A 22,594-nucleotide genomic window follows, 5' to 3' on the forward strand; every position below is an offset into this window, starting at 1 on the left:
GCGGGTCAGCCGACGCGGGTGACGACCCCCGTGGCCAGGGCGTGCAGCGCGTCCCGGGCCTCGCTGCCGGGCAGCGACCCGAGGACCTCCTGGGCCCGGGCGGCCGCGGCGAGGGCGTGCTCGCGAGCCCGGTCCATCGCGGGGTTGACGCGCAGGAGGGTGAGGGCCTCCTCGAGCGCGGCGTCGTCGTCGAGGTCGCCGGCGAGGAGCTGCCGGAGGCGCGCGTCGGCCGGGTCCTGCGAGGCGAGGACGTAGAGGACCGGCAGGGTGCGCTTGCCCTCGCGCAGGTCGGTGCCGGGCGTCTTGCCGGTCTCGTCGGCGCCGGACGCGATGTCGATGAGGTCGTCGGCGAGCTGGAAGGCCATGCCGAGCCGCTCGCCGTACTCGCGCATCACCTCGACCGTGTGCTCGTCGCAGCCGCCGAACATCGCGCCGTAGCGGGCGGCGGTGGCGATGAGCACGCCGGTCTTGTCCTCGAGGACCGAGAGGTAGTACGCCACGGGGTCGGTGCCCTCGGGGCAGGGCCGGTCGTCGCGGATCTGGCCGGAGCACAGCCGCACGAACGTCTGGGCCTGGATCTTCACGGCCTGGGGTCCGAGGTCGGCGACGATGTCCGAGGCCGTGCCGAAGAGCAGGTCCCCGACGAGGATGGCCGTCGAGTTGCCGTAGCGGGCGTTGGCCGACGGCGCCCCGCGGCGCACGTCGGCCTCGTCCATGACGTCGTCGTGGTACAGCGAGGCCAGGTGGGTGAGCTCGACGCCGGTGGCGGCGGCGACGACCCGATCGTCCGCGCCGGTGCCGAGCTCGGAGGCCAGCAGGGTCAGCAGCGGCCGGAACCGCTTGCCCCCGGCGAGAGCCAGGTGCGAGGCGGCCTCGGCGACGAAGGGGTCCTCGACGTCGACCCGCGCGGCGATGAGGTCCTCGACGGCGGCCAGCCCGGCGACGAGCCGCTCACGCAGGTCCTCGCCCGCGCCCGGCAGCGCGAGCACCGACGGCGTTCCCCGCTGGGCCTGCGGCCCGGCGCTCACAGGAGGAAGGACGAGGCGTTCCCGGCGAGCTGGAGGACCCAGGTCGGGAACACCCCGGCGACGACGGTGATGAGCACGCCCAGGGTGATGGCGACCGTCGAGGGCACCGACGGGGTCAGCGCGACGACGCCGGGGGTCGGCTCGGTGAAGTACATGAGCACGATGAGGCGGACGTAGACGAACGCCGTGACCGCCGAGGCCAGCACGCCGACGACGACCATGACGACCCCCGCCGTGCCGGACTGGACGGCCGGCGCGAAGGTCGCGAACTTGGCCGTGAACCCGGAGGTCAGCGGGATGCCGGCGAAGGCCAGCAGCAGGAAGGCGAACGCGCCGGCCACGACCGGGTGGTTGCGCCCCAGGCCCGCCCACTGCGACAGGTGCGAGGCCTCCGAGCCGTCCTGGCGGACCATCGTCACGATGGCGAAGGCGGCGATGGTCGTCGCGCCGTAGGCGAGCAGGTAGAACATCACCCCGCCGATGGCGGCCTTCGAGAAGGCGAGCACGCCGACGAGGATGAACCCGGCGTGCGCGACCGAGGAGTACGCGAGCAGCCGCTTGACGTCGGTCTGGGTCACCGAGAGCACCGCCCCGACGACCATCGTGAGGATGGCGACGACGACGACGCCGAGCTGCCAGTCCCACCGGTTCGAGCCGACGCCGACGTAGGTGAGCCGGAGGATGGCGCCGAAGGCGGCGAGCTTGGTGCACGCGGCCATGAACCCGGTGACCGGGGTCGGGGCGCCCTGGTAGGCGTCCGGGGTCCACGAGTGGAAGGGCACGGCGCCGACCTTGAAGAGCAGCCCGACGAGGGTGAGCACGACGCCCGGCAGCAGCAGGCCGTCGAGCTCGCCGGCGTTCGTCGTGATGGCCGTCCCGATCCGGCCGAGGTCGGAGGACCCCGCGTAGCCGTAGAGCAGGGCCGCGCCGAAGAGGAAGAACGCGCTGGAGAACGCGCCGAGGAGGAAGTACTTCAGCGCCGCCTCCTGCGACAGCAGCCGCCGCCGGCGCGCGAGCCCGGTCATCACGTACAGCGGCAGCGAGAGGACCTCGAGCCCGACGAACATCGTGATGAGGTCGTTGGCGGCGACGAACACCATCATCCCGAGCACCGCGAAGAGGGTGAGCGGGAAGACCTCGGAGGTCGCGTAGCCGGCCCGGGTGGCGGCCGTCTCCTGGGCCGAGCCGGGCGTGGAGGCACCCATCGGGGTGAAGGCGTCGGACCCGGTGCCGCCGAAGCGCTCGGCCATGACGAGGACGCCGATGACCGAGAGGCCGAGCAGCGTGCCCTGGAGGAAGAGGGCGACACCGTCGATGGCCATCGACCCGCCAAGGGTCACGGCGAGGTGGTCGCGGCTCCAGACGGCGAGCACGGCCAGCGCGACGAGCAGCGTCCCGATGGTCAGCCCGACCTGGATGCCGTGCCGGCGCTCGCGCGGCGCGAAGGCCTCGACGAGGACACCGACGAGGGCACCGGCGACGACGACCATCATCGGGGCGATCGCGAGGTAGTCGATCTGCACCTGCTCGAAGGCGGCGGGCAGGGCGGCGGACACGACGGCGGGCATCACTTCGCACTCCCGGAGGCTTCGGCGGCGGGGGACGGGTCGGTGACGCCGACGATCTCCATCGTCGTCCGCACCGCCGGGTTGAGGACGTCGAGCACGGGCTTGGGGTAGAAGCCGAGCACGACGAACGCGGCGATGATGGGCGCGACGACCCACCGCTCGCGGTGGCTGAGGTCGGCCGGGACCGCGTCCTCGGGGAACGCCGGCTTCGGGCCGGTCATGACCCGCTGGTACATGAGGAGGATGTAGAGCGCCGCGAGGACGATGCCGAGCGCGGCGATGACGGCCGCCACCTTGTAGCGCATGAACGTGCCCTGGAGCACGAGGAACTCCGACACGAAGGTCGACAGGCCCGGCAGGGCGAGCGAGGACAGGCCGGCGACGAGGAAGGTGCCGGCGAGCACGGGCGTCACCCGCTGCCAGCCGCCGTAGTCCGGGATCCGCTTGCTGCCGTGGCGCGTCACGAGGAACCCGGCGATGAGGAACAGCGCGGCCGTCGAGAAGCCGTGGTTGATCATGTAGAGGTTGGCGCCGGCGCCGCCGACGCTCGTCATCGCGAAGATGCCGAGGACGATGAAGCCGAAGTGGCTGATCGAGGTGAACGCGATGAGCCGCATCATGTCGGTCTGGCCGATCGCGAGCAGCGCGCCGTAGACGACGGAGATGACAGCGAGGGTGAGCACGACCGGCGTCGCCCACTGCGAGGCCTCGGGGAAGAGCTGGAGGCAGAAGCGGATCATCCCGTAGGTGCCGACCTTGTCGAGCACGCCGACGAGCAGCACGGCGGTGGCCGGGCGGGCCTCGGTGGCGGCGTCCGGCAGCCAGGTGTGGACCGGCCACATCGGCGCCTTGACCGCGAAGGCGATGAAGAAGCCGACGAACATCCAGCGCAGCGCCCCGGTGGAGCCGTTCACGTTGCCGACGAGCTGCTCGACGAGGAAGCCGTTCTCGCCGCCCGGGCCCGCGAAGTACACGGCGATGACCGAGACGAGCATGACGAGCCCGCCGGCCAGGCTGAAGAGGAGGAACTTCACGGCCGCGTACTGCCGCTGCGGGCCGCCGTAGAGCCCGATGAGGAAGTACACCGGGATGAGCATGGCCTCGAAGAAGACGTAGAAGAGGAACACGTCCGTGGCCGCGAACACCCCGACCATGAACGCCTCGAGGACGAGCATGAGCGCGAAGTAGCGCTTGAACCGGCCGGGGGTGTCGACGACCTCGTCGTTCCACGCCGCGAGGATGCACACCGGGGTGAGGATCGCGGCCATGACGATGAGCGCCAGGGCGATGCCGTCGACCCCGAGCGCGTAGGACACCCCGAACTGGGGGATCCACGAGTGGGTCTCGGTGAGCTGGAACATCCGGCCGGACCCGGCGTCGAACGCGACCCAGGCGAGCACGGCGAGGACGAGCGTCACGAGCGAGGCGCCGAGCGCCACCGGACGGGCCAGCCGCACCGAGCCGGTGGGCAGCGCCGCGACGACGACCGCGCCGAGCACCGGCACGACCATCATCAGCGTGAGCAGGGGCAGGGAGGTCACTGGATCACCCACAGAGCACCGAGGACGGCGACGACACCGGTGAGCATCGTCAGGGCGTACGAGCGGGCGTAGCCGGTCTGGAGCCGGCGCAGCCGCGAGGAGAAGCCACCGACGAGGGCGGCCATGCCGCCGGCCGCACCGTCGACCCCCCGCGCGTCGGCGAAGACGAGGGAGCGGGTGAGGTGGGTGCCGGGCCGCATGAACAGGCCCTCGTTGACGGCGTCCTGGTAGAGGTCGACCCGGGCGGCGCGGGTGAGCACCGACGCGCGGGGCGCGACCTCGGGGACGTCCTCGCGCCAGTAGGAGCGCCAGGCCAGGTAGATGCCGCCGACGACGAGGAGCAGCGTGATGCCCATGAGCGGCAGCGTGCCGATGACGGCGTCGGCCTCGGGGTGCTCACCGACCACCGGCTCCAGCCAGTGCTCGATGGCGTGCGTCGGGCCGAGCGCGAGGCCGAGGAAGGCCGAACCGACGGCGAGGACCATCATCGGGATCGTCATGATCTTCGGCGACTCGTGCGGGTGGACGTCCTCGGTCCAGCGCTTCTCGCCGTGGAAGGTCATGAAGAACAGCCGCGACATGTAGAAGGCGGTGATGCCGGCGCCGACGAGCGCCGCGCCGCCGAGGACCCACGGCCGCCAGCCCTCGCCGGTGAAGGCGGAGTGGATGATCTCGTCCTTGGACCAGAAGCCGGAGAACGGCGGCAGCCCGATGATCGCGAGGTAGCCCAGGCCGAAGGTCGCCCAGGTGATCTTCATGGCCCCGGAGAGCCCGCCGAACCGGCGCATGTTCACCTGGTCGTTCATGCCGTGCATCACCGAGCCGGCGCCGAGGAACATGCCGGCCTTGAAGAAGCCGTGGGTGAGCAGGTGGAAGATCGCGAAGGCGTACCCCACCGGCCCGAGCCCGGCCGCGAGCATCATGTAGCCGATCTGGCTCATCGTCGAGGCGGCGAGGGCCTTCTTGATGTCGTCCTTGGCGCAGCCGACGACCGCCCCGAAGAGCAGCGTCACGGCGCCGACGAGCGCGACGGCCAGGGCGGCGTCCGGTGCGGCGTCGTAGATGACGTGCGAGCGCACGACGAGGTAGACGCCGGCGGTGACCATCGTCGCCGCGTGGATGAGCGCCGACACCGGGGTCGGGCCGGCCATGGCGTCGCCGAGCCAGGACTGGAGCGGGAACTGCGCGGACTTGCCGCAGGCGCCGACGAGCAGCAGCAGGCCGATGGCGACGAGCGTGCCCTGGCCGGCGTTCGCGACGCCCTCGTTGACGGTGGCGTAGGAGACCCCGCCGAAGCTGATGAACATCGTCATGATGGCCAGCGACAGGCCGAGGTCGCCGACCCGGTTGACGATGAACGCCTTGTTCGCCGCGGTGGCGTAGGCGGGGTTCCAGTTCCAGAACCCGATGAGCAGGTAGGACGCCAGGCCGACGCCCTCCCAGCCGACGAACAGCAGGAGGTAGCTGTCGCTGAGGACGAGCAGCAGCATCGCCGCGACGAAGAGGTTGAGGTAGGCGAAGAAGCGCCGCTTGTCGGGGTCGTGCTCCATGTACCCGAGCGAGTACACGTGGATGAGGGACCCGACGAACGTGATGAGCATGACGAACGCCACCGACAGCGGGTCGACGAGCAGCCCGAGGTCGAGGTCGAAGGAGCCCGCCGGGATCCAGCTCCACAGCGTCAGGTGGTGCGCGCGCTCCTCGGCGGAGGCGCCGAGCAGCTGGACGAGCACGACGACACCGAACGCGAAGCTCGCCCAGGACATCCCGGTGGCCAGCGCCGGACCGAACCGGTTGGTCCGGCGGCCGCCGAGGAGGAGGATCGCCGCGCCGAGCAGCGGGAGCGCGACGAGCAGCCACGCGGCCGAGGCCGCGCCGCTCGCGTCCGCCGCCGCGGGGACGCCCTCCGCGGTGATGAGTGAGTGCACCAGTGCTCCTTACAGCTTCAGCAGGTTCGCGTCGTCGACCGAGGCCGACCGGCGGGACCGGAAGATCGCCATGATGATCGCGAGCCCGACGACGACCTCGGCGGCGGCGACGACCATGACGAACAGGGCGAGGACCTGGCCGTCGAGGTTGCCGTGCATGCGGGCGAAGGTGACGAAGACGAGGTTCGCGGCGTTGAGCATGAGCTCGACGCCCATGAAGACGATGATCGCGTTGCGGCGGGTGAGGACGACGGCGCCGCCGATGACGAAGAGGACCGTCGCCAGGTAGACGTAGTTGACGAGGCTCATCGGTCCCTCCCCTCCGCGACGTCGCGCTCGATGTCGCGCTCGTCCTCGACCCACAGCTCGGGGCTGACGTTCTGCTCGCGGGCGGTGAGCACCCGGGAGACCGACAGCTCGGCGGGCGTGCCGTCGGGCAGCAGCGCCGGGGTGTCGACGGCGTTGTGGCGGGCGTAGACGCCGGGGGCCGGCAGGCCGGCGAGGTGCTTGCCCTCGCGGAAGCGGCGGCGGCTCCACTCCTTCTGGTCCGGGCCCTTGCCGAGCCGCTCGCGGTGAGCGAGGACCATGGCGCCGAGCGCGGCCGTGATGAGCAGGGCGCTCGTGATCTCGAAGACCCAGACGTACCGGCCGAAGATCAGCTCGGCGACGCCGGAGACGTTGCCGTTCTCGGCGTTGAGGGTGGCCAGCGCCGTGACGTCGGCCCCGCCGATGTTGGCCTTGCCGACCTGGAGGCCGAGGAGCAGCCCGAGCCCGACGGCGAGGACCGCCGTGGCCCAGCGCTGGCCGGTGATGGTCTCGACGAGGCTGTCGCTGGAGTCGACGCCGACGAGCATGAGCACGAAGAGGAAGAGCATCATGACCGCGCCGGTGTAGACGAAGATCTGGATGACCCCGAGGAAGTCCGCGTCCTGGGCGATGTAGAACACCCCGAGGATGATCATCGTCAGCGCCATCCCGAGGGCGGCGTGGACGGCCTTGCGGGCGAACACGAGCCCGAGGGCGCCGAGCACCGACAGCGGCCCGAGGATCCAGAACATCACCTCCTCACCGGAGCCGGTCACGAGGTCACCTCCGCGTCGTCGTCGCTGCGGGTCCGGCCCGCGACCACCTCGCGCTGGGCGTCGGTGGCCTCGGTGACCTTCCCGAGGTAGTAGTCGCGCTCCTCCAGGCCGTCGACCATGGGGAACGGCGGCTGGAGCATCCCCGGCTGGAGCGGGGCCAGCAGCTGGTCCTTGGTGTAGATGAGGTCGGCGCGGTTGTCGTCGGCGAGCTCGTACTCGTTGGTCATCGTGAGCGCCCGGGTGGGGCAGGCCTCGATGCACAGCCCGCAGAAGATGCAGCGCAGGTAGTTGATCTGGTAGACGCGCCCGTAGCGCTCGCCGGGGCTGAAGCGCCCCGCCCCGTCGCCGGTGTCGTCGTTGTTCGCGCCCTCGACGAGGATCGCGTCGGCCGGGCAGGCCCAGGCGCACAGCTCGCAGCCGACGCACTTCTCGAGCCCGTCGGGGTGGCGGTTCAGCTGGTGGCGACCGTGGAAGCGCGGCTGGGTCGGGCGCTTCTCCTCGGGGTACTCCTCGGTCGCGACCTTGCGGAACATCGTCGAGAACGTGACGCCGAACCCGGCGACGGGGGCGAACAGGTCGGAGAAGAAGCCCTTGCCCCTCTGCTCGTCAGCCACGAGTGGCCTCCTCGGTGTCGGACGTCCCGGTCAGGGCCGGCGCGGAGAGCGAGGGCTCCCGCAACCGCTGGCCGGGCATGGGGGGGACGGGGTGGCCGCCCGCGTACGGGTCGATCTCGTCCTCGACGTGCGGGTGCAGCGCGGCCTCCTTGCGCTCGGCGCGCGCGTCCCACATCCAGCCGCCGACGAGGGCGAGGACGGCGACGACGCCGACGAGCGCCAGCGAGCTGCCGGGGAAGACCCGGCCGGCGACGGTGACATCGGGCAGGAAGGTCATCCAGCCGTTCTGGCCGGCGCGGAAGAAGGCGACGAGGACGACCCAGAGCAGGGTCGAGGGGATGAGGAACTTCCACCCGAAGCGCATGAACTGGTCGTAGCGCACGCGCGGGAGGGACCCGCGCAGCCAGACGAAGACGAAGATGAAGGCCCAGAGCTTGGCGGTGAACCAGAACAGGCCCCACCAGCCCTCGTCGAACATGCCGCCGTTGATGGCCGCGATGCCGGGAGGGGCCGCGTAGCCGCCGAGGAACATCGTCGTGGCCAGCGCCGAGACGGTGAACATGTTGATGTACTCGCCGAGGAAGAACATGGCGAAGCGCATCGAGCCGAACTCGGTGTGGAAGCCGCCGGTGAGCTCGCCCTCGCCCTCGGCGAGGTCGAAGGGCAGGCGGTTGGTCTCGCCGACCATGGTGATGACGTAGACGAAGAAGCTGAAGAACGCCGGGACGACGAACCACAGGCTGCTCTGCGCCGCGACGATCTGCGAGGTCGACATCGAGCCGGCGTAGAGGAACACAGCGACGAGCGAGAGCCCCATGGCGATCTCGTAGGAGATCATCTGCGCCGAGCTGCGCAGGCCGCCGATGAGCGGGTAGGTCGAGCCCGAGGACCAGCCGGCGAGCACGACGCCGTAGATGCCGACGCCCGCGACGGCGAGGACGAGCAGCACGGCGACGGGGGTGTCGGTGAGCTGGAACGGCGTCGTGTGCCCGAACATCGACACCTCGCCCGCCATCGGCATGATCGCGAACGAGACGAAGGCCATCGTCGCGGTGATGAGCGGGGCGAGGGTGAAGACGATGACGTCCGAGGCCTTGGGCCGCACGTCCTCCTTGAGCATGAGCTTCATGCCGTCGGCGAGGGTCTGCAGCAGGCCGAAGGGGCCGTTGCGGTTCGGGCCGGGACGCTGCTGCATCCGGCCGATGACGCGCCGCTCGAACCAGATGACGAGCAGGGTCGAGAGCAGCAGGTAGACGAAGATCAGCAGCGCCTTGACCAGGGTCAGCCAGAGCGGGGTGTCGGTGAAGTCCGCGACCGGGTTGTCGTTGGTCGCGGCGGTCAGCGCCGCGAGGTCCGGGAGCGCGCTGGCGGGCAGGCTCATGAGACACCCTCCTTGGTGACGGAGACGAGCGTGCCGGGCGCGCCGCCCAGCGTGCCCCGCAGGTCGCAGTCCTGCGAGTTCGTGGGCAGCCACACGACGTGGTCGGCCATCTCGGTGAGCACGACCGGGGCGGTGACCGTGACGCCCTCGGCGCCCCGCACGGTGAGGGCGTCGCCCTCGACCACACCGAGCGCGGTGGCGGTGACCGGGGAGACCCGCGCGACGGCCGCCGGGGCCGTGCCGGCGAGGAACTGCTCGCCGTCCTGCATCCGGCCTCGGTCGAGCAGGTGGCGCCAGGTGGCGAGGACGAGGGTGCCGTCGGTGAGCTCGGGCACCTGGCCCGGCTCGACCGTCGGGGCCTGCGGACGCGCCCCGACCCACGGTCCGAGCTGCTGCATCTCGCCGCGCACCTCGCGCAGCGTCCGGGTGCCGAGGAACTCGCCCATCTCGTCGGCGAGCATGGCCAGGGCCCGGTAGTCGCTGACGTAGGTGGTCTCCAGCGCCTCCTCGAAGGGTCGCAGGCGGCCCTCCCAGTCGACGAACGTGCCGCCCTTCTCGGCGTGCGCCGCGACGGGCAGCACGACGTCGGCGACCTCGGTGACCGCGGAGCGGCGCAGCTCGAGGGAGACGAGGAACGGACGGGCCAGGGCGAAGGCGGCTCCCGGGATGCCGAGGTCGGCGGGGTCGACCCCCCCGACGACGAGCGCGTCGACCTCGCCGGAGGCGGCGCCCGCGACGATGCCGGCGGTGTCGCGGCCCGGCGTGGCCGGGAGGTCCCCGACCCCCCAGACCGAGGCAACCTGCTCGCGCGCCGTGGCGTCGGCGACGGGACGGCCGCCGGGCAGGAGGCTCGGCAGCGCGCCGGCCTCGAGGGCGCCGCGCTCGCCGGCGCGCCGCGGCACCCACGCGAGACGGGCGCCGGTGGCCTCGGCCAGGGCGAGGACGGCCGACAGGGCGCCTGGCACCGTGGCCAGCCGCTCGCCGACGAGGATCACCCCGCCCTCGCGCAGCGCGTCGGCCGCGTCGGAGACGAGGTCCCCGCCGGAGCCGGCCGCGACCGCGCGCAGGACCTCGGGCTCGGTGCCCGGGGCGGTGGGGATGAGCGTGCCGCCCATCTTGGCCAGGCCGCGGGTGGCGACCGGGGACACCGCGAAGACGCGGGTGCGGGTCTTGCGGTACGCCTTGCGCAGCCGCAGGAAGACGATCGGGCTCTCGTCCTCGGGCTCCAGCCCGACGAGCAGGACGCCCGCGGCCGCCTGGAGGTCGGCGTAGGTGACCGAGCCGTCGCCCGGGCCGGTGCCGACGACCTGCGAGCCGAGGAACTGCTCCTCCTCCGCCGAGTGCGGGCGGGCGCGGAAGTCGACGTCGTTCGTGCCGATGACGGTGCGGGCGAACTTGCCGTACGCGTAGGCGTCCTCGGCGCTCACCCGGCCGCCGACGAGCACCGCCGGCGAGTGCGCGGCCCGCAGGCCCTCGGCGGCGCGCTCCAGGGCCTCACGCCAGGAGGCGACCCGCAGCTCGCCGTCCTCGCCGCGCACCATCGGCAGCTCGACGCGGTCGCCGACCTGGGTGTAGGCGAAGGCCCAGCGGCCCTTGTCGCAGTTCCACTCCTCGTTGACCTCCGGGTCCGCCTGCGCCAGCCGGCGCAGCACCGAGCCGCGCCGGTGGTCGGTGCGCTGCGAGCAGCCGCTGGCGCAGTGCTCGCAGACGCTCGGGGTCGACACGAGGTCGAAGGGGCGGCTGCGGAAGCGGTAGGCCGCGCCGGTGAGCGCGCCGACCGGGCAGATCTGGACGGTGTTGCCGGAGAAGTAGGACTCGAACGGCTTCTCCTCGTAGATGCCGACCTGCTGCAGCGCGCCGCGCTCGACGAGGGCGATGAACGGGTCACCGGCGACCTGGTCGGAGAAGCGGGTGCAGCGGGCGCACAGCACGCAGCGCTCGCGGTCCAGCAGCACCTGGCTGGAGATGTTGATCGGCTTGGGGTAGGTCCGCTTGACGTCCTCGAACCGGGAGCCGCCGCGGCCGTTGCTCATCGCCTGGTTCTGCAGCGGGCACTCGCCACCCTTGTCGCAGACGGGGCAGTCCAGCGGGTGGTTGATGAGCAGCAGCTCCATGACGCCCTTCTGCGCCTTGTCGGCGCCCTCGGACGTGTACTGCGTCTTGACGACCATGCCCGGGGCGACGGTCATCGTGCACGAGGCCTGCGGCTTCATCCGTCCGGGCGGGCCCTGCATCTGCGTGGGCTCGCCGGGGGTGCCGTCGGGGCCGGGGCGGCCGGGCATCCACACCTCGACGAGGCACTGGCGGCACGCGCCGACCGGGTCCAGGCCGGGGTGGTCGCAGAAGCGCGGGATATCGATCCCGGCCTGCTCGGCGGCCCGGATGATGAGGGTGCCCTTGGGCACCGACACCTCGAGGCCGTCGATCGTCAGCGTGACGAGCTCGGCCGGGGCCTGGGTCTGCGTCGTCGCGGTCATGCGGAGACGGTCTCCTTCGCGTGGCCGTCCTTCGCCCACAGCGTCGAGGCCGCCGGGTCGAACGGACAGCCGCCGTGGGTGAGGTGGGCGAGGTACTCGTCGCGGAAGTACTCGATGGAGCTCGTGATCGGGCTCGTCGCGCCGTCACCGAGCGCGCAGAAGCTGCGGCCGAGGATGTTGTCGCAGATGTCGAGGAGCTTGTCGAAGTCCTCCTCGCTGCCCTCCCCGTGCTCGATCCGGCCGAGGATCTGCTTGAGCCACCACGTGCCCTCGCGGCACGGGGTGCACTTGCCGCAGGACTCGTGCTTGTAGAAGTCGGTCCAACGGTCGACGGCGCGCACGACGCAGACGGTGGAGTCGAACACCTGGAGCGCCCGGGTGCCGAGCAGCGACCCGGCCGCGGCGACGGACTCGAAGTCGAGCGGGACGTCGAGGTGCTCCGCGGTGAAGATCGGGGTGGACGAGCCGCCCGGGGTCCAGAACTTGAGCTCCTTGTCCGGGTCGCGCATCCCGCCGGCGAGGTCGAGCAGCTCGCGCATCGTGATGCCGAGCGGCGCCTCGAACTGGCCGGGGTTCTTCACGTGCCCGGAGAGGCTGAAGATGCCGAAACCGGTGGACTTCTCGGTGCCCATGCCGGTGAACCAGTCGGCGCCCTCGAGGACGATCCCGGGGACCGAGGCGATGGACTCGACGTTGTTCACCGAGGTCGGGCGGGCGTACAGCCCCGCGGCGCCGGGGAACGGCGGCTTGCTGCGCGGCTGGCCGCGGCGCCCCTCGAGGCTGTCGAGGAGCGCGGTCTCCTCGCCGCAGATGTAGGCGCCGGCGCCGGCGTGGACGGTGATCTCGACGGTGCGTCCGCTGCCGAGGACGTTCTCGCCGACGAGGCCGGCCTCGCGGGCCTCCTCGACCGCGCGCAGCAGCCGACGGTAGACGTGGACGATCTCGCCGCGGATGTAGATGAACGCGTGCTCGCAACCGATGGCCATCGAGCTGATGACGACGCCCTCGATGAGGACGTGCGGGTTGGCGAGCATGAGCGGGGTGTCCTTGCACGTGCCCGGCTCGGACTCGTCGGCGTTGACGACGAGGTAGCGCGGCCCGCCGTCGGGCGGGGCCATGAACGACCACTTCATCCCGGTGGGGAACCCGGCGCCGCCGCGGCCGCGCAGCGAGGAGTCCTTGACCGCGGTGAGGATGGCCTCGGGCTCCATGCCGACGGCCTTGTCCAGCGCGCGGTAGCCGCCGGAGTCCCGGTAGCTCTGCAGCGTCCAGGCCCGCGGGTCGTCCCAGGTGCGGGTGAGGATCGGGGTCAGCGTGTCGGTCATCGGTCACCCTTCCCGTCGCGGCGGCGGTCGCGGGCGTCGGTGAAGCCCGCGGCCCGCGCCGCCTCGGCGTCGCGGAACCACACCTCGGCGCGGGTGCGCCCGTACCAGGGCGACTGCGGGGTGTGGAAGAGCATGGAGTCGGCGTTGCCCTTGACGTCCCAGCCACGGGGGCCGGTGCCGTCGGGGCCGGACCGCGCGGACAGGTCGCCGAAGCCGCCGTCCTCGAAGCCGCTGCGGTCCTCGGCGCGCTCGGTCGTCTCGTCGAACAGGCTCGCCGACGGCGAGGCGTCGTGGTCGGCCGGCACGCTGGCGCTCTGGGCCGAGACGTTCGCGGCCCGGTCCTTGGCATGCTCGAGGTCCGCGGACTGGGCGGGCGCGATGTCGACGGCGTCGGCCTTGCGCACGGGCTCACGGGCGACGCCGGAGACGCCGTCACCGGTGGAGACGACCGGCGGTCCGGCCGGGGCCTCCTCCTTCGCCTCCTTCTCGCCCTTCTCGGGGGCCTTGCCGCCGGCGTCTGCGGCGTGCTTCTCGCCCGGGGTGTCGTCGGTCTCGTCGCGCTCGGCGGCGGGCTCGGCCTTCTCGGCCTTGGCCTCGTCGTGGGCGGGGGTGACCTCGGTGCTGCCCTGGGCGTCGAGCTCGGGGGCCTCGTTGTGGTCGCGGCCGCCGGCGCCCTCGGGGGCGGTCCAGCCGTTGCGCTTGGCGATCTCGAGGCCGACGAGCGAGGCGGGGCCCGCGGCGACGCCCTCGTCGGCGAGGCCGTCGGAGAACCCGGCGAGGGTGCGGCTCATCTCCTTGAACGAGCACACCCGGTTGGGGCCCCGGGTGGGGCGCACGTCGCGGCCGTCGCGCAGGTCGTCGACGAGCTGCGTCGCCGACTGCGGCGTCTGGTTGTCGAAGAACTCCCAGTTGGCCATGACGACCGGCGCGTAGTCGCACGCCGCGTTGCACTCGACGCGCTCGAGGGTGATGGTGCCGTCCTCGGTGGTCTCGTCGTGGCCGACGCCGAGGTGGTCCGAGAGGGTCTCCCAGATCTCGTCGCCGCCCATGATCGCGCACAGCGTGTTCGTGCAGACCCCGACGGTGTACTCGCCGTTGGGGTGGCGCTTGTACTGCGTGTAGAACGTCGCGACGCCCGAGACCTCGGCGGTCGTGAGGTCGAGCAGCTCGGCGCACAGGTCGATGCCGCGCCCGGTGACGTAGCCGTCGACCGACTGCACGAGGTGCAGCAGCGGGAGCAGCGCCGACCGCTTCTGCGGGTACTTGGCGATGACCTCAGCGGCGTCGGCGCGGAAGCGCGCCTCGACGTCGGCGGGGTAGGGCTCCTTGGACACCTCGGGCACCGTGAGGTGCCCGGAGGCGGACTGCAGACCGAAGTCTCCGGCCATCAGCGGTCGACACCTCCCATGACGGGGTCGATGGAGGCCACGGCGACGATGACGTCGGCGACCTGCGATCCCTCGCACATCGCGGCCACGGCCTGCAGGTTGTTGAAGCTCGGGTCGCGGAAGTGCGCCCGGTAGGGACGGGTGCCGCCGTCGGAGACGGTGTGGCAGCCCAGCTCGCCCTTCGCGGACTCGACGGCCGCGTAGGCCTGGCCCGGCGGGACGCGGAAGCCCTCGGTGACGAGCTTGAAGTGGTGGATGAGGGCCTCCATCGAGGTGCCCATGATCTCGCGGATGTGGTCGAGGCTGTTGCCCTGGCCGTCGCCGCCGATGGCGAGCTGGGCGGGCCAGGCGATCTTCTTGTCCTCGACCATGACCGGCTGGCCCTCGGTGCGCTGGAGCCGGTCGAGGGTCTGCTCGACGATCTTCAGCGACTCGTACATCTCGTCGATGCGGATGCGGAGCCGGTCGTAGGCGTCGCAGCCGCTGCGGGTGATGACCTCGAAGTCGTAGGTCTCGTAGCCGCAGTACGGGGCGGACTTGCGCAGGTCGTGCGGCAGGCCGGTGGAGCGCAGCACCGGGCCGGTGACGCCGAGCGCCGTGCAGCCGGTGAGGTCGAGGTAGCCGACGCCGACCGTGCGGCCCTTGAGCAGCGGGTTCTCGACGAGCAGCTTCTCGAGCTCGCCGAGGCCGGTGCGCAGCTCGGTGACGACGCCGCGGACCATGTCGACCGCGCCGTGCGGCACGTCCTGGGCGACGCCGCCGGGACGGATGTAGGCGTTGTTCATCCGCAGGCCGGTGACGGCCTCGAAGACCCGCAGGATCCGCTCGCGCTCGCGGAAGCCGACGGTCATCACCGTCGTCGCGCCCATCTCCATGCCGCCGGTGCCGAGGGCGATGAGGTGGCTGCTGACGCGGGTCAGCTCCATCATGAGCACGCGGATGACCGACGCGCGCTCCGGGATGCGCTCGGTGATGCCGAGCAGCCGCTCGATGGAGAGGCAGTACGCCGCCTCCTGGAACATCGGGGTGAGGTAGTCCATCCGGGTGCAGAACGTCACGCCCTGCGTCCAGGTCCGGAACTCCATGTTCTTCTCGATGCCCGTGTGCAGGTAGCCGATGCCGGCCCGCGCCTCGGTGACGGTCTCGCCGTCGAGCTCGAGGATGAGCCGGAGCACGCCGTGCGTCGACGGGTGCTGCGGGCCCATGTTGACGACGATGCGCTCCTCGGACAGGGCCGTGGCCTCGTCGACGAGGTCGTTCCAGTCGCCACCGGAGACGGTGAAGACCGGCGCGTCGTCGGTGTCGTCGTCGACCGACGCCCCGTAGGGGTCGCCGGGCAGCGCCGGGTCGAGCCCGGGGCTCGCGGCGGTGTCGTCGTAGATCGTCTCGTCGTGGGTCGTCATCAGCTGTACGCCCTCCGCTCGTCGGGCGGCGGGACGACGCCGCCCTTGTACTCGACGGGGATGCCGCCGAGCGGGTAGTCCTTGCGCTGCGGGTGGCCGGGCCAGTCGTCCGGCATGAGGATGCGCGTGAGGGCCGGGTGGCCGTCGAACTCGATGCCGAACATGTCCCAGACCTCGCGCTCGTGCCAGTCGTTGCCGGGCCAGACCTCGACGACCGACGGGACGTGCGCGTCGTCGTCGGGGCAGGTGACCTCGAGGCGCAGGCGGCGGCTGCCGTGGGTGATCGACAGCAGCGGGTAGACGGCGTGCAGCTCGCGGCCGGGCTCGCCGGGGTAGTGGACGCCGGAGACGCCCATGCACAACTCGAAACGCAGGTCGGGGTGGTCGCGCAGGACCCGGGCGACGGCGACCAGGTGCTCCCGGGCCACGAAGAGGGTCATCTCGCCGCGGTCGACGACGACCTTCTCGACGGCGTCGTCGTAGCCGACGGACTCGCCGAGGGCACGGCCCAGGATGTCGGCGACCTCGTCGAAGTAGGACCCGTACGGGCGGGCGCTGGCGCCGGGCAGGAGGGTCGGGGTGACGAGCCCGCCGTAGCCGGAGGTGTCCTGGCCGCGGGTGGCCCCGAACATGCCGCGCCGCTCGCCGATCTTCACCGGCTCGCTGTCGACCGGCGACAGCTCGGCCCAGCGGCCGACGCCGGTGGCGTGCGCGACGTCGACGGCCTGGCGGTCGTCGTCGGTGCGGGTGTCAGCGGAGTCGACCTCCTTGTCGGGCAGCGTCGTGCCCTCGCCGGACTCGAGCCCGGTGCCCTCGGGGGAGGTGTTCTTCTCGGCCTTCTCGTCGCTCATGCCAGGAGGTTCTTCCCGGCCGGCGCCGCGATGTGCGCGAAGTGGTCGTGCGTCGGCGCCATCTGCGAGGTGGGCGTCGCCGAGAGGGCGGCGGCCTCGGCCGCGCGCGCGGCGGCGACCCGGTTGACCCCGAGCTTGCTGTGCTGGATCTGGCCGTGCAGCTCGATGATGGCGTTGAGCAGCATCTCCGGGCGCGGCGGGCAGCCGGGCAGGTAGATGTCGACCGGGATGACGTGGTCGACGCCCTGGACGATGGCGTAGTTGTTGAACATGCCGCCGGAGGACGCGCAGACGCCCATGGAGATGACCCACTTGGGGTTCGGCATCTGGTCGTAGACCTGCCGCACGACGGGCGCCATCTTCTGGCTCACCCGTCCGGCGACGATCATGAGGTCGGCCTGGCGCGGCGTGGCGGCGAAGCGCTCCATGCCGAAGCGCGCGATGTCGTAGTCGGGGGTGCCGACGGCCATCATCTCGATGGCGCAACACGCGAGCCCGAAGGTCGCGGGCCAGATCGAGCCCTTGCGCATGTAGCCGACGACGTTCTCCAACGTCGTGAGGGCGAACCCCGCGGGCAGCTTCTCCTCGAGTCCCATCACGCCTCCTCGGCGGTCGTCAGGAATAGGTGGTCCGTGCTCAGTCCCACTCGAGACCGCCCCGCTTCCACACGTAGGCGTACGCGACGAACACGGTGACGATGAACAGGACCATCTCGACGAGGGCGAAGAGCCCGAGCTGGTCGAAGGCGACCGCGAACGGGTAGAGAAACACCGACTCGATGTCGAAGATGATGAAGAGCATCGCCGTGAGGAAATACTTGATCGGCACGCGCCCGCCGCCCACCGCGCGCGGCGTGGGCTGGATCCCGCACTCGTAGGCCTCGAGCTTGGCCCGGTTGTAGCGCTTGGGCCCGACGACGAGGCTCGTCCCCACCGACAGCACCGCGAAGCCGAAGCCGAGCGCGAGGAGGATGAGGAGAGGGACGTAGGGGTTGCTCATCGCGGGAGAACTCCCCTTTCGCTGCTCGACTGCGTCGGGTGGGCGCCGGGCGCCTGGTCCACGTGCTGGTCCCTGGTCATCCTAGGGGGAGGGACCGACGCCGCATCCAGGGGCGGGACGCCCCTGGGGTCGCTGCGCTGCGCGCGCTCTGTGCCGGTCACCGGTGCCTTCGCTTGTGAACGTCTTCACGAACGCCCCGAGTCTAGGACGGGCCCCCAGCGACGCGCACTGAGGCTCACCTAACCCTCGACGGTGCCTCCGCCCGGCCGGCGCGCCCGGTGCAGCGCGACGATCCCGCCGGAGAGGTTGCGCCACTGCACCCCGGTCCAGCCGGCGTCGGCGACCTGCTCGGCGAGCCCCCGCTGGTCCGGCCAGGCCCGGATCGACTCCGCGAGGTAGACGTAGGAGTCGGGGTTGCTGCTGACCCGCCGGGCGACCCGCGGCAGCGAGCCCATGAGGTAGCGGGAGTACACGGTGCGCAGCGGGGCGAGGGTCGGGCTGCTGAACTCGCAGACGACGAGGCGTCCGCCGGGCCGGGTGACCCGGAGGAACTCCCGCAGCGCGGCGGCGGGGTCGGCGACGTTGCGCAGCCCGAAGGACATCGTCACGACGTCGAAGGAGCCGTCGGCGAAGGGCAGGCGCATCGCGTCGGCGGCGGTGAACCCGAGGTCGGTGCGCCGGCGCCGGCCCTCGCGCAGCATCCCGAGGCTGAAGTCGGCCGGGACGACGTCGACGCCGGAGTCCGCGAAGGGCTCGCTGCTCGTGCCCGTTCCGGCGGCGATGTCGAGGACCCGCTCGCCGGGCTCGGCGGCGCAGGCGGCGAGGACGGCCCGCCGCCACAGCCGGTCCTGGCCGAGGGAGAGCACGTCGTTGGTCACGTCGTAGCGGCGCGCGACGTCGTCGAACATCGCGGCGACGTCGCGGGGGTCCTTCTCGAGGGAGGCGCGGGACATGCCGCCATCCTCGCACCGCTGCCGGGGAGCCCGCCGGTGCGCCGTATCGTGGGGTCCCGATGACCACGTTGCCCGCGGACCGCTCCGCGCACCCCGCGGCCGCCCCGCTCGTCGCCCGCACCGTGCCGCTCGACCCGGCACTGGCCGCCGACCTGCTCGCGCTCCTCCCGCCCGGCGACCCGACCTCGTCCGCCTCGTGGGTGCGCCGCGGCGAGGGCGTCGTCGGCTGGGGCCGGGCCGCGTCCGCGTCGGCGTCGGGACCCGGCCGGTTCGCCGAGCTGGAGCGGTGGTGGTCGGCGCTGGCCGGCTCGGCCGTCGTCCGCGACGAGGTCGCGCTGCCGGGCACCGGGCCGGTGGCCTTCGGCTCCTTCGCCTACTCCGAGGCCTCGCCCGCCGGGGCGACGCTCGTCGTGCCGCAGGTCGTCGTCGGCCGGCGCGGCGGGCGGGCGTGGATCACCACCGTCGCCGTCGGCCCGGACGTCGCGGGCCTCCCCGGCCCCGTCGACGTCCGGCCCCGGCCCGAGGCCGACCCGCCGCGCGACGTCGCGTTCGCCGACGGCGCCCTCTCCCCCGGCGACTGGGCGGGCGCCGTCGCCGAGGCCGTCCGGCGGATCACCGCGGGCGAGCTGGACAAGGTCGTCCTGGCCCGTGACCTCGAGGTGAGCACCGGCGCCCCGGTCGACGTGCGCTGGCTGCTGCGGCGGCTCGCCGAGCGGTACGACACGACGTGGGTCTTCGCCGTCGACGGCCTCGTCGGGGCCACCCCGGAGCTGCTCGTGCGCCGCGAGAAGGGCCTGGTCACCTCCCGGGTGCTCGCCGGGACGATCCGGCCGACCGGCGACGACGCCCACGACCTCGCCCTCGCGGCGTCGCTGGCGCGCTCGAGCAAGGACCTCGAGGAGCACGAGTACGCCGTGCGGTCGGTGGCCGACGCGCTCGCGCCGCACTGCTCGTCGATGAACGTCCCCGAGGCGCCGTTCGTCCTGCACCTCTCCAACGTCATGCACCTCGCCACCGACGTCACCGGCGTCCTCGACGACGCGACGTCCTCGCTGGCGCTGGCCGCCGCGCTGCACCCGTCGGCGGCGGTGTGCGGCACCCCGACCGCCGCCGCGGACGCCGTCATTGCCGAGCTCGAGCAGCTCGACCGCGGGCGCTACGCCGGCCCGGTCGGCTGGGTGGACGCCGCGGGCGACGGCGAGTGGGGCATCGCGCTGCGCTCGGGCGCGGTGGACCCGCTCGACCCGAGCCGGATGCGGATCTTCGCCGGCTGCGGCATCGTCGCCGGGTCCGACCCGGACGCCGAGCTCGCCGAGTCCTCGGCCAAGCTCGTCCCGATGCGCGACGCCCTCACCGCCGCGCCCCGCTGACCTCGTTGCTTCTTCCCGAACGTGTGTGAACACGCCGGGGATCCCCGGCGTGTTCACACACGTTCGGGAGAGGTGGGGGGGTCGGGGTCAGGTGAAGGGCGGCCGGGCGTCGACGGCGACCGACCGGGTGCCCGCCCAGCGCCACACGCGGGCGGCGGTGTCGCGGTCCTCGTCGGTGATGAGGTTGCCCATCCACCGCAGCGCCAGCGTCATGAGCCAGTCGCTGCGCATCCCCACCGGCCCGAGGGCCGAGAGGATCCGCGGCACGGTGAACACCCCGGCCAGCCGCCGGGCGACGGAGAACGCCTCGCCGTACTGCTCGCGCAGCAGCGCCGGCCACACCGCCGAGAGGTCCTCGTCGACGTGGTCGGCGACGAGCCGGCCGGTCTCGAGCCCGTAGTCGATGCCCTCGCCGTTGAGCGGGTTCACGCAGGCCGCGGCGTCGCCGACGAGCGCCCAGTTGCGTCCGGCCACCCCGCTGACGGCGCCGCCCATCGGCAGCAGCGCGCTCGTCGGCATCCGGCCCTCGCCGGAGAGGCGGAACTCGGCCCGCCGCTCCTCGGTGTAGTGGCGCATGAGCGGCTTGATCGCCACCGCCGCGGGACGCCTGGTCGTCGCGAGCGTGCCGACGCCGACGTTCACCTGGCCGCCGCCGAGGGGGAAGATCCAGCCGTAGCCCGGCAGCGCCTCGCCGGACTCGCCGCGCAGCTCGAGATGGCTGCTGATCCACGGGTCGTCGGAGCGCTCGGAGTCGACGTAGCAGCGCCCGGCCACCGCGTACACCGTGTCCTGGTGCCACTGCCGGCCGAGGACCTTGCCGAGCCCGGAGCGCACGCCGTCGGCGACGACGAGCCGCTCGCAGGCGATCTCGTCCGTCGTGCCGTCGGACCGCCGGAAGGTCACCGAGCGCACCCGCCCGTCCTCGACCGTCGCGTCGACGGCCTTGGCGTCCTCGACGCCGGTGGCGCCGGAGTCCAGGGCCGCCTGCCGGATGCCGGCGTCGAGCTCGGTGCGCGGCACGGCCGAGCCGTGGTCGGGCAGGGTGCCGCCCGGCCACGGCAGGTGCAGCGTCTGCCCGAACCCGTGCGCCCGCAGCCCTCGGTTCACGGCGTGGCCGCGCACCCAGTCGCCGAGGCCGAGCCGGTCCAGCTCGTGGATGGCCCGCGGGGTGAGGCCGTCGCCGCAGGTCTTGTCGCGCGGGAAGGTCGCGGCGTCGGCGAGGACGACGTCGCGCCCGGCGCGGGCGAGCCAGGCCGCGGCCGCGGACCCGGCGGGGCCGGCGCCGACGACGAGGACGTCGGTGGAGGCGGGGGTGTCGGGCACGGGTCGATTCTCGCAACAGCGGCGCCCGTGACCGAGCCGGGGTTCGACAGCGCGGAACCCGGTCGACGCGGGGGCGGGCGTCCGTGACGATGGGCGGCATGGAGCAGCGCAGTCCGTGGCGGGTCGTCGGCGTCACGCCGGAGAGCAAGGCCGCCTTCGAGGCCGTCGACGAGATCGTCTGGTTCGACGAGCCGGACCCCACCGACGAGGACCCCAGCGGCGGGCTCGACCCCGGGCGCAGCTTCGCGGCCAGCCGCACCGGGGACCCGCCGTTCGCCGGGATCTCCTCGTGGTTCGACCAGCGCCTCACCGTGCCGGGCCCGGGCGGGCCGCGGCAGGTCCGCAGCGCCGGGCTCACCTGGGTCGGGGTCCACCCCGACGAGCGGCGCCGCGGCGTGCTCACCGCGCTGCTGGAGCACCACCTCGCCGACGTGCACGCCCAGGGCGTGCCCCTCGGGGCGCTGCACGCCTCGGAGACCTCGATCTACGGGCGCTTCGGCTACGCCCAGGCCTCGTTCGGCGTGCACGTCGAGGTCGGCGGCGGCGCCGAGGTCACGGCGCCGGAGGGGCTGGAGGACGCTGACGTCCGTACCGAGCTCGCGAGCAGCGACGCCAATGACCTCGCCGCGCGCGTCCTGGCCGTCCAGCACGCCGCCGCGGCCGCCCACGTCGGCCACGTCACGCTCACCGAGCGGCACGTGGGGCGGATCCTGCGCCGCCACCCCGCGGCGGAGCGGGACAGCGAGCCGCGCCGGGTTCTGTTCGCGGTCCGGGGCGGCGTCGACGTCGGGTACGCGCTCGTGCGCCGCAGGCACCGCTGGGCCGACTCGCTGCCCCAGGGCTCCCTGACCTGCGACGCGCTGGTCACGGTCCACCCGGCCGCCCGGTTCGCCCTGCTGCGACGGCTCGTCGCCTTCGACCTCATCGGGAGGGTCTCGCTCCCGGCGGACTCGGTCGAGGACGAGGTCGTGTGGTGGCTGGGCGGTCCCCGGGCGGTCAAGGCCCGGGTCCACGACGCGCTGTGGCTGCGGATCGTCGACCTGCCCGCCGCCCTGTCGCTGCGCGGGTACGCCGCCGACGTCGACGTCGTCCTCGACGTCAGCGACGAGCGCTGCCCGTGGAACGCCGGCCGCTGGCGGCTCAGGGCGACCGCCGGGTCGGCGTCGTGCGAGCGCACCGAGGATCCCGCCGACGTCGCGCTGCCGGTCCAGGCCCTGGCCGGGGCGTACCTCGGCGGCCGGTCGCTGGCAGAGATGGCGCGGCAGGGCGTCGTCACGGGGACGGCCGACGCGGTGGAGCGGCTCGCGCGCGCGTTCGTCACCACCTCTCCCCCGGCGGCGGCGCTGGAGTTCTGACCCGGCCG

The 22,594-nt window shown here is 72.7% G+C and carries 19 protein-coding genes and 1 pseudogene; 2 read left to right on the forward strand and 18 right to left on the reverse strand.

Annotation, left to right across the window (positions count from 1 at the left end):
- Positions 1-5 precede the first annotated feature (5 nt).
- The 17 genes and pseudogenes from EPD83_RS08430 to EPD83_RS08505 all read right to left on the reverse strand — a co-directional run bounded on the left by EPD83_RS08430 (position 6) and on the right by EPD83_RS08505 (position 18,538).
- Entirely contained in the window at positions 6-1,028 is a 1,023-nt protein-coding gene (locus EPD83_RS08430) for a polyprenyl synthetase family protein (protein WP_128365601.1), read from the reverse strand.
- Positions 1,025-2,596, reverse strand: a complete 1,572-nt coding sequence (gene nuoN / locus EPD83_RS08435; protein ID WP_128365600.1) for an NADH-quinone oxidoreductase subunit NuoN — start codon at positions 2,594-2,596, stop codon at positions 1,025-1,027. The genes EPD83_RS08430 and nuoN overlap by 4 nt, the downstream gene beginning before the upstream one ends.
- Entirely contained in the window at positions 2,596-4,137 is a 1,542-nt protein-coding gene (locus EPD83_RS08440; protein WP_128365599.1) for an NADH-quinone oxidoreductase subunit M, read from the reverse strand. Before EPD83_RS08440 ends, nuoN begins: the two co-directional genes overlap by 1 nt.
- The gene (nuoL, locus tag EPD83_RS08445) at positions 4,134-6,065 is read right to left on the reverse strand and encodes an NADH-quinone oxidoreductase subunit L (RefSeq protein ID WP_128365598.1); all 1,932 of its coding nucleotides are present in this window, start codon (positions 6,063-6,065) and stop codon (positions 4,134-4,136) included. The genes EPD83_RS08440 and nuoL overlap by 4 nt, the downstream gene beginning before the upstream one ends.
- A 9-nt stretch (positions 6,066-6,074) precedes the next feature.
- Complete coding sequence (gene nuoK, locus EPD83_RS08450; RefSeq protein ID WP_128365597.1) at positions 6,075-6,374, reverse strand: NADH-quinone oxidoreductase subunit NuoK; 300 nt, start codon at positions 6,372-6,374, stop codon at positions 6,075-6,077.
- On the reverse strand, positions 6,371-7,147 hold the full coding sequence (locus tag EPD83_RS08455; RefSeq protein ID WP_128365596.1) for an NADH-quinone oxidoreductase subunit J: 777 nt from the start codon (positions 7,145-7,147) through the stop codon (positions 6,371-6,373). Before EPD83_RS08455 ends, nuoK begins: the two co-directional genes overlap by 4 nt.
- Complete coding sequence (gene nuoI / locus EPD83_RS08460) at positions 7,144-7,761, reverse strand: NADH-quinone oxidoreductase subunit NuoI (RefSeq protein ID WP_128365595.1); 618 nt, start codon at positions 7,759-7,761, stop codon at positions 7,144-7,146. The genes EPD83_RS08455 and nuoI overlap by 4 nt, the downstream gene beginning before the upstream one ends.
- The gene (gene nuoH / locus EPD83_RS08465; protein WP_128365594.1) at positions 7,754-9,142 is read right to left on the reverse strand and encodes an NADH-quinone oxidoreductase subunit NuoH; all 1,389 of its coding nucleotides are present in this window, start codon (positions 9,140-9,142) and stop codon (positions 7,754-7,756) included. The genes nuoI and nuoH overlap by 8 nt, the downstream gene beginning before the upstream one ends.
- Complete coding sequence (locus EPD83_RS08470) at positions 9,139-11,619, reverse strand: NADH-quinone oxidoreductase subunit G (protein ID WP_128365593.1); 2,481 nt, start codon at positions 11,617-11,619, stop codon at positions 9,139-9,141. Before EPD83_RS08470 ends, nuoH begins: the two co-directional genes overlap by 4 nt.
- Entirely contained in the window at positions 11,616-12,944 is a 1,329-nt protein-coding gene (nuoF, locus tag EPD83_RS08475; RefSeq protein WP_128365592.1) for an NADH-quinone oxidoreductase subunit NuoF, read from the reverse strand. The genes EPD83_RS08470 and nuoF overlap by 4 nt, the downstream gene beginning before the upstream one ends.
- Positions 12,941-13,348 carry a sunset domain-containing protein gene (locus EPD83_RS21125; RefSeq protein ID WP_456107191.1) on the reverse strand — a complete coding sequence of 136 codons (408 nt, stop codon included), beginning with the start codon at positions 13,346-13,348 and terminating at the stop codon, positions 12,941-12,943. Before EPD83_RS21125 ends, nuoF begins: the two co-directional genes overlap by 4 nt.
- A 180-nt stretch (positions 13,349-13,528) precedes the next feature.
- Positions 13,529-14,332: pseudogene (gene nuoE / locus EPD83_RS08480) on the reverse strand (NADH-quinone oxidoreductase subunit NuoE); the annotation flags it as partial.
- A complete protein-coding gene (locus tag EPD83_RS08485) occupies positions 14,332-15,735 on the reverse strand; it encodes an NADH-quinone oxidoreductase subunit D (protein WP_128367581.1) in 1,404 nt (467 codons plus the stop codon). The gene EPD83_RS08485 and the pseudogene nuoE, both read right to left, overlap by 1 nt.
- Positions 15,735-16,586 (reverse strand): NADH-quinone oxidoreductase subunit C, encoded by an 852-nt coding sequence (locus EPD83_RS08490; protein ID WP_128367582.1) that lies wholly within the window; start codon positions 16,584-16,586, stop codon positions 15,735-15,737. The genes EPD83_RS08485 and EPD83_RS08490 overlap by 1 nt, the downstream gene beginning before the upstream one ends.
- A complete protein-coding gene (locus EPD83_RS08495) occupies positions 16,583-17,182 on the reverse strand; it encodes a NuoB/complex I 20 kDa subunit family protein (RefSeq protein ID WP_128367583.1) in 600 nt (199 codons plus the stop codon). Before EPD83_RS08495 ends, EPD83_RS08490 begins: the two co-directional genes overlap by 4 nt.
- Before the next feature lie 40 nt (positions 17,183-17,222).
- Positions 17,223-17,585 (reverse strand): NADH-quinone oxidoreductase subunit A, encoded by a 363-nt coding sequence (locus EPD83_RS08500; protein ID WP_128367584.1) that lies wholly within the window; start codon positions 17,583-17,585, stop codon positions 17,223-17,225.
- A gap of 239 nt (positions 17,586-17,824) precedes the next feature.
- Entirely contained in the window at positions 17,825-18,538 is a 714-nt protein-coding gene (locus tag EPD83_RS08505) for a demethylmenaquinone methyltransferase (protein WP_165566463.1), read from the reverse strand.
- Positions 18,539-18,597: 59 nt separating this feature from the next.
- Between EPD83_RS08505 and EPD83_RS08510 the strand changes: the two genes are divergently transcribed.
- On the forward strand, positions 18,598-19,908 hold the full coding sequence (locus tag EPD83_RS08510) for an isochorismate synthase (protein ID WP_165566464.1): 1,311 nt from the start codon (positions 18,598-18,600) through the stop codon (positions 19,906-19,908).
- 87 nt (positions 19,909-19,995) lie between these two features.
- On the opposite strand, the gene EPD83_RS08515 is transcribed toward EPD83_RS08510, so the two are convergent.
- The gene (locus EPD83_RS08515) at positions 19,996-21,231 is read right to left on the reverse strand and encodes a geranylgeranyl reductase family protein (RefSeq protein ID WP_165566465.1); all 1,236 of its coding nucleotides are present in this window, start codon (positions 21,229-21,231) and stop codon (positions 19,996-19,998) included.
- 98 nt (positions 21,232-21,329) lie between these two features.
- Here EPD83_RS08515 and EPD83_RS08520 point away from each other — a divergent pair, with 98 nt between their 5' ends.
- Positions 21,330-22,586: a GNAT family N-acetyltransferase gene (locus EPD83_RS08520; protein WP_164896551.1), complete on the forward strand. Its 1,257-nt coding sequence runs from the start codon at positions 21,330-21,332 to the stop codon at positions 22,584-22,586.
- Positions 22,587-22,594 lie beyond the last annotated feature (8 nt).

The sequence above is a fragment of the Phycicoccus flavus genome, assembly GCF_004025965.2.
Classification (GTDB): domain Bacteria; phylum Actinomycetota; class Actinomycetes; order Actinomycetales; family Dermatophilaceae; genus Phycicoccus; species Phycicoccus flavus.